Source organism: Streptococcus sp. 2106 (genome assembly GCF_013277315.1).
GTDB lineage: Bacteria > Bacillota > Bacilli > Lactobacillales > Streptococcaceae > Streptococcus > Streptococcus pseudopneumoniae.
This window is the reverse complement of sequence record NZ_VMMS01000134.1, coordinates 1-4,334: the sequence shown is the minus strand read 5'-3', so window position 1 is coordinate 4,334 and position 4,334 is coordinate 1. Positions and strand designations below refer to the sequence as shown.

Genomic DNA, 4,334 nt, shown 5'->3' with positions numbered 1-4,334 from the left:
ATTCTCGGCTTGACCACGTCCACGATAAAGCTGAAACTGGTCTTGGCTTGTTCCACTCGTCATATTTGTAACGAGAGAAATAACATCGTAGAACAAGTTCCCTTCTTTTCGTTCAGAGAACTGGCAGACACGACGCTTGTGCGACCAAGATCCTGCTTGATAGAGAGTTTCTGAGTAGGCGGAGTGGGGCAAGATGGTTAAGTCCTCATCCTGTGGGCAAGGGAGGGAAAGGTCTCCAAGACGGCTCAGAACAGTATTTTTCTTGAGTTTTATGAGGTAGTATTGCCCTGTTTTTTCAATTAAATCGTATAATTTTGGGGTCGCAAAGCTACTATCCATTCGAAAGAGAAGTTGATTAAACCGTTCTAAAACAGGTGTGATAAAACTGTCTGCCTCTTCAGAACAATAACGATTACCAGGACGAAGCTGGGCATTGAAACAATAACCTGTCTTCCCCTCGAAAGCATAAAGAGGATGATAGCCATGAGCACGATAGTGGGCGTTATAAGCAACACCTTCTTGCTTGCCATAAGTTGTGAAATGGGTAGAATCGATATCTACAATGAGTTGGTTTAGCTGGTGAAACTGTAAAAAGAATTCGACCAATTCAAGGTTGAGGCATCGCAAACTATGGACTGTTTCCTCGTCAGTTCTGGAAAGAAAACGGGATAAGGTTGGCTGTGAAGCAAGCTGCCCTCCTTCCAACAATTTTGGAAAGTAGGCATCAGCTGACAATTCTTTACAAGCATAGTCCGTTCCATAGCCTGTTAACAGTTGAAAGAGGAACTGGACAAGAATATCTGAATCCGAATAACGACAGTAGCGGCGTTGGTCATTCGTTACTAAATACTTAGAAATCCGCTCTTTTAGTTTCAACTGGGAAAAAAGTTCCTGAAAAAAGATAAGACCACCATACTGGGTTAAATGACCTCCATCGAAAGATAGTTGGTAAAAAGACTTGTTTTGGAAGTGATGATTTGGTAAACTGTTCATGTGAGTTTCCTTTCTTTTTGTGTTTTTTTCTACACTTATACCATAAAGGGGAAACTCTTTTTTGTCTAGTAAAAAACACCCATTGGGTGAAAAAAGAAACCATCCAGGATCTAAGCTAAGGCAAGGATTCTGGAGGGTTTTTAGATTAGGGGTGAATAATTGGGGTTTAACTTACTATTCACTCAAATCATATTCATACTCAATTTGGCTGATATCACCAGCTGCGAAGGCTTCACGCGCTTGAACAAGCGCTTTTGGACGAAGGAAGGAACCAACATGATCTACTCGGAAAGGTGCGTGTGTATGTGTCATCTTTTTCTCCAATTCTATTTCTAAGGTAAAATTGCTAAAGCACGAACAGGCGAACCAGTCGCTTGATTCCAGTTAGGGAAACTGATACTAATCAGGGCACTTGTAGCAGGCACTTGATTTAGGTTGGCTAATACTTCTACCTGATAAATATCCTGCTCCAAGAGATAGTATTCATTGAGAAGCCCATGCTCAGCAGCAGGAATGCCTGCATCAGTGTCAAAAGTCTCATGACCGACGGCCTTGACCTGACGTTCATGAATCAAAAATTCTAAGGCTTCTCGGCTCCATCCAGGACTCTGTTGCACCCCATTTTCATCAAGATTACGCATAGCATCTTGATCAGGCCAACGTTTGGACCAATCTGTCCGAAAAGCTACAAAAGACTCTGGCAGGATTTGTCCATGTTCCGCTTCAAAGTCCAAGATATCTTGCTTCGTCAAAATATAGTTTGGATTTTCAGCTACTGCCGCCGACTTATCGATAACAAAAAGAGGCAAAAGCAAGTCCTTGAGGTCAATCTCCTCCAACCAACGACCACCTTCAACAAAGTGAATCGGAGCATCAATGTGGGTACCGTACTGACCAACCACGGAAAACTGTTGCACATGGAATCCATCCTTCAAAGTGAATAAATCCTTCTTTTCCAAGGCTGGAAGAGCTGGGAAATGCGGGCTATTTTCATCAATACGATGGCTTAGATTGACCCATTTCTTTGATTTTAACGTTTCATAAAGCGATAATAAATCAGACATGACAGAACCTCCTTGATAGAAACATAGTTTCAAACTATATCAGTTGTAATAGATGCTTCTATTATACCAGCAAAGGATTCCCTAAACAAGCATTTATCGATTATATCGCATTACTCTTTTCTTGAGGTATATATAGTTTTAAACTATACCTTTCGACTGCCACACTATTTGTTACCTATGTTTAAAAATAAAGTTGACAATCTGTCAAAATCCATTATAATAATTACCATAAAAACAAAAAGAGGTTGACAATCTTGAAAAAATCATACACCTTAGTTCTTCCAGCTATCGGGGCTGCCTTGATTGCTGTGCTGGCTCAGATTACCCTTCCCCTTGGTCCTGTTCCCTTCACATTGCAAAATTTAGCGATTGGGCTAATTGCTACTATCTTTCGTCCTCGTGAAGCTCTTCTATCTGTAGGCCTCTACCTCCTTTTGGGTGGAATCGGTCTTCCTGTCTTTGCTGGGGGAAGTGCTGGTTTTCATGTCCTGGTCGGACCAAGTGCAGGCTACCTCTGGTTTGATTTGCTTTATGCCGGAGTGACCGCCTATCTGACCCATCCCAAAACCAGTCCCCCTAAAATTTTTCTGGCCAATCTACTAGGAGATAGTCTTGTTTTTGTCGGTGGCATCCTGGGACTACATCTCTTATCGGGTATGCCTCTAGCACAAGCTACTACAGTCGGTGTCCTACCATTTATACTCCCTGACCTTGGAAAACTAGTAGCCATCACCCTACTTAGCCAACCTATTTTTAGAAGTTTGAAAGGACAAGGCTATTTTCAACAATAATAAAAAGAGGCTGGAACAAAATTCCGACCCCAAATATAAAAAAACGAACAAAACTATTTTTCTGGTAATCAGAATTTTGTTTTGTTCGCTTTTTTATTCAATTATAGATTTGAATAGCTTAATAGTTAAGGTTTTAAAAATTGAAATCTTTTTATACACGATTGTTTAAAAAGTTATCGCTACATCATTTTCAGTAACATGATAACTAAGCTCCTTAACATTGATATCAGCCATTGCCCTCATCCAGGAAATTGCGGATGAAGTTTGGGGCTAATACTCTTCGAAAATCTCTTTAAACTTTGTCAGCGTCGCCTTGCCGTACGCCAGTACTGCCTTCGGCTATCTTCCTTGTTTGCTTTTTGATTTTCATTAAGTATTACGTACCATTTCTCGTACATATCTAGTGAAAAGAGAAGCAGATAGAAATTGTGAACTGACTGAAAATAAATTGAGTTCATAGATTCCCCAAATCTCGGTAGAAAACAAATAATCATGAAGGACTTTCCCTTCCTCTGCCGTTAACTCTACCGTATCATCCATGCTCTTCATATAAGACTTGATCATAATGGCATTTAAAATATGTTTCTGTTTGTTTTGAGAATGGACATGCTTTTGATACTCCTTGCGATACAAGTCCTCAAGAGGAGCTATATTCTTTGGATCCAAGACATCTATGATTTCTTTTCTCAACTCAGAATCTGTATCGTACTGAAAACCTCTCGCCAGAAAGAGAATTTCCTCTACACTGGCAGATATATTTCCCAAGGCAAATAGAAACTTTTCCACCGAAAGCTCACTCTGACCTGTTTCAAAGCGGGACAACATAGACGGCGAAAATTGTCCCCCGGTTGCTTGTCTCAGTGAGATATTTCTTGACTCTCGTAATTGTCTAAAGACTTTTCCAATCTGCTCCATAGACTTCCCCTTGATTCCGTATTTTCTTCATTTTATCATATTTTTCAGAAAATTCATCAAAAGCTTGCCAAATTGTCAGAGTTATGAGAAAATAGGGGATATTTATCATGTGGAGGGACTGTAATGAGAGAGGATATCAAAATCAATGACCGTGCTTTGGCCTTGCAAGATCAAATTATCGAAAAACTAGAGAAGGTTTTTGATACAGATGTGGAATTGGATGTTTACAATCTAGGGCTAATCTATGAAATCAATCTGGACGAAACAGGTCTCTGCAAGATTGTCATGACCTTCACTGACACCGCCTGTGATTGTGCCGAAAGCCTGCCTATTGAAATCGTTGCAGGTCTGAAACAAATCGAGGGGATCGAAGATGTCAAGGTTGAAGTTACCTGGTCGCCTGCTTGGAAAATCACACGAATCAGTCGCTATGGCCGTATTGCCCTTGGACTACCACCTCGTTAATCAGACCAATCACTTTTAAAGATGAAAAAAGCAAGCCGAAAATGGCTTGCTTTTTGATACTCAATGAAAATCAAAGGGCAAACTAGAAAACTAGCCGCAGGTTGCT

5 protein-coding genes and 1 pseudogene are annotated in these 4,334 nt (G+C 40.5%); 2 read left to right on the top strand and 4 right to left on the bottom strand.

Features of this window, described 5'->3' with window-relative positions; all coding sequences use genetic code 11:
- From HT723_RS11035 to HT723_RS11025, 3 genes are all read right to left on the bottom strand, one after another.
- The coding region (locus HT723_RS11035; protein ID WP_172935198.1) for an IS1380-like element ISSpn5 family transposase at positions 1–993 on the bottom strand (993 nt) is incomplete at its 3' end.
- A 174-nt stretch (positions 994–1,167) separates the two neighbouring features.
- Positions 1,168–1,305, bottom strand: a complete 138-nt coding sequence (locus tag HT723_RS11030) for a hypothetical protein (protein ID WP_023933419.1) — start codon at positions 1,303–1,305, stop codon at positions 1,168–1,170.
- Positions 1,306–1,325: 20 nt separating this feature from the next.
- A complete protein-coding gene (locus HT723_RS11025) occupies positions 1,326–2,057 on the bottom strand; it encodes a cyclase family protein (protein ID WP_001281647.1) in 732 nt (243 codons plus the stop codon).
- A 254-nt stretch (positions 2,058–2,311) separates the two neighbouring features.
- Between HT723_RS11025 and HT723_RS11020 the strand changes: the two genes are divergently transcribed.
- A complete protein-coding gene (locus HT723_RS11020; RefSeq protein ID WP_023941550.1) occupies positions 2,312–2,848 on the top strand; it encodes a biotin transporter BioY in 537 nt (178 codons plus the stop codon).
- Positions 2,849–3,226: 378 nt separating this feature from the next.
- Here the strand turns inward: HT723_RS11020 and HT723_RS11015 are convergent.
- Positions 3,227–3,763, bottom strand: a pseudogene (locus tag HT723_RS11015) (Rgg/GadR/MutR family transcriptional regulator); the annotation flags it as partial.
- Positions 3,764–3,886: 123 nt separating this feature from the next.
- On the opposite strand from HT723_RS11015, the gene HT723_RS11010 reads away from it, so the two are divergent.
- Positions 3,887–4,228 (top strand): metal-sulfur cluster assembly factor, encoded by a 342-nt coding sequence (locus HT723_RS11010; RefSeq protein ID WP_001206380.1) that lies wholly within the window; start codon positions 3,887–3,889, stop codon positions 4,226–4,228.
- Positions 4,229–4,334 lie beyond the last annotated feature (106 nt).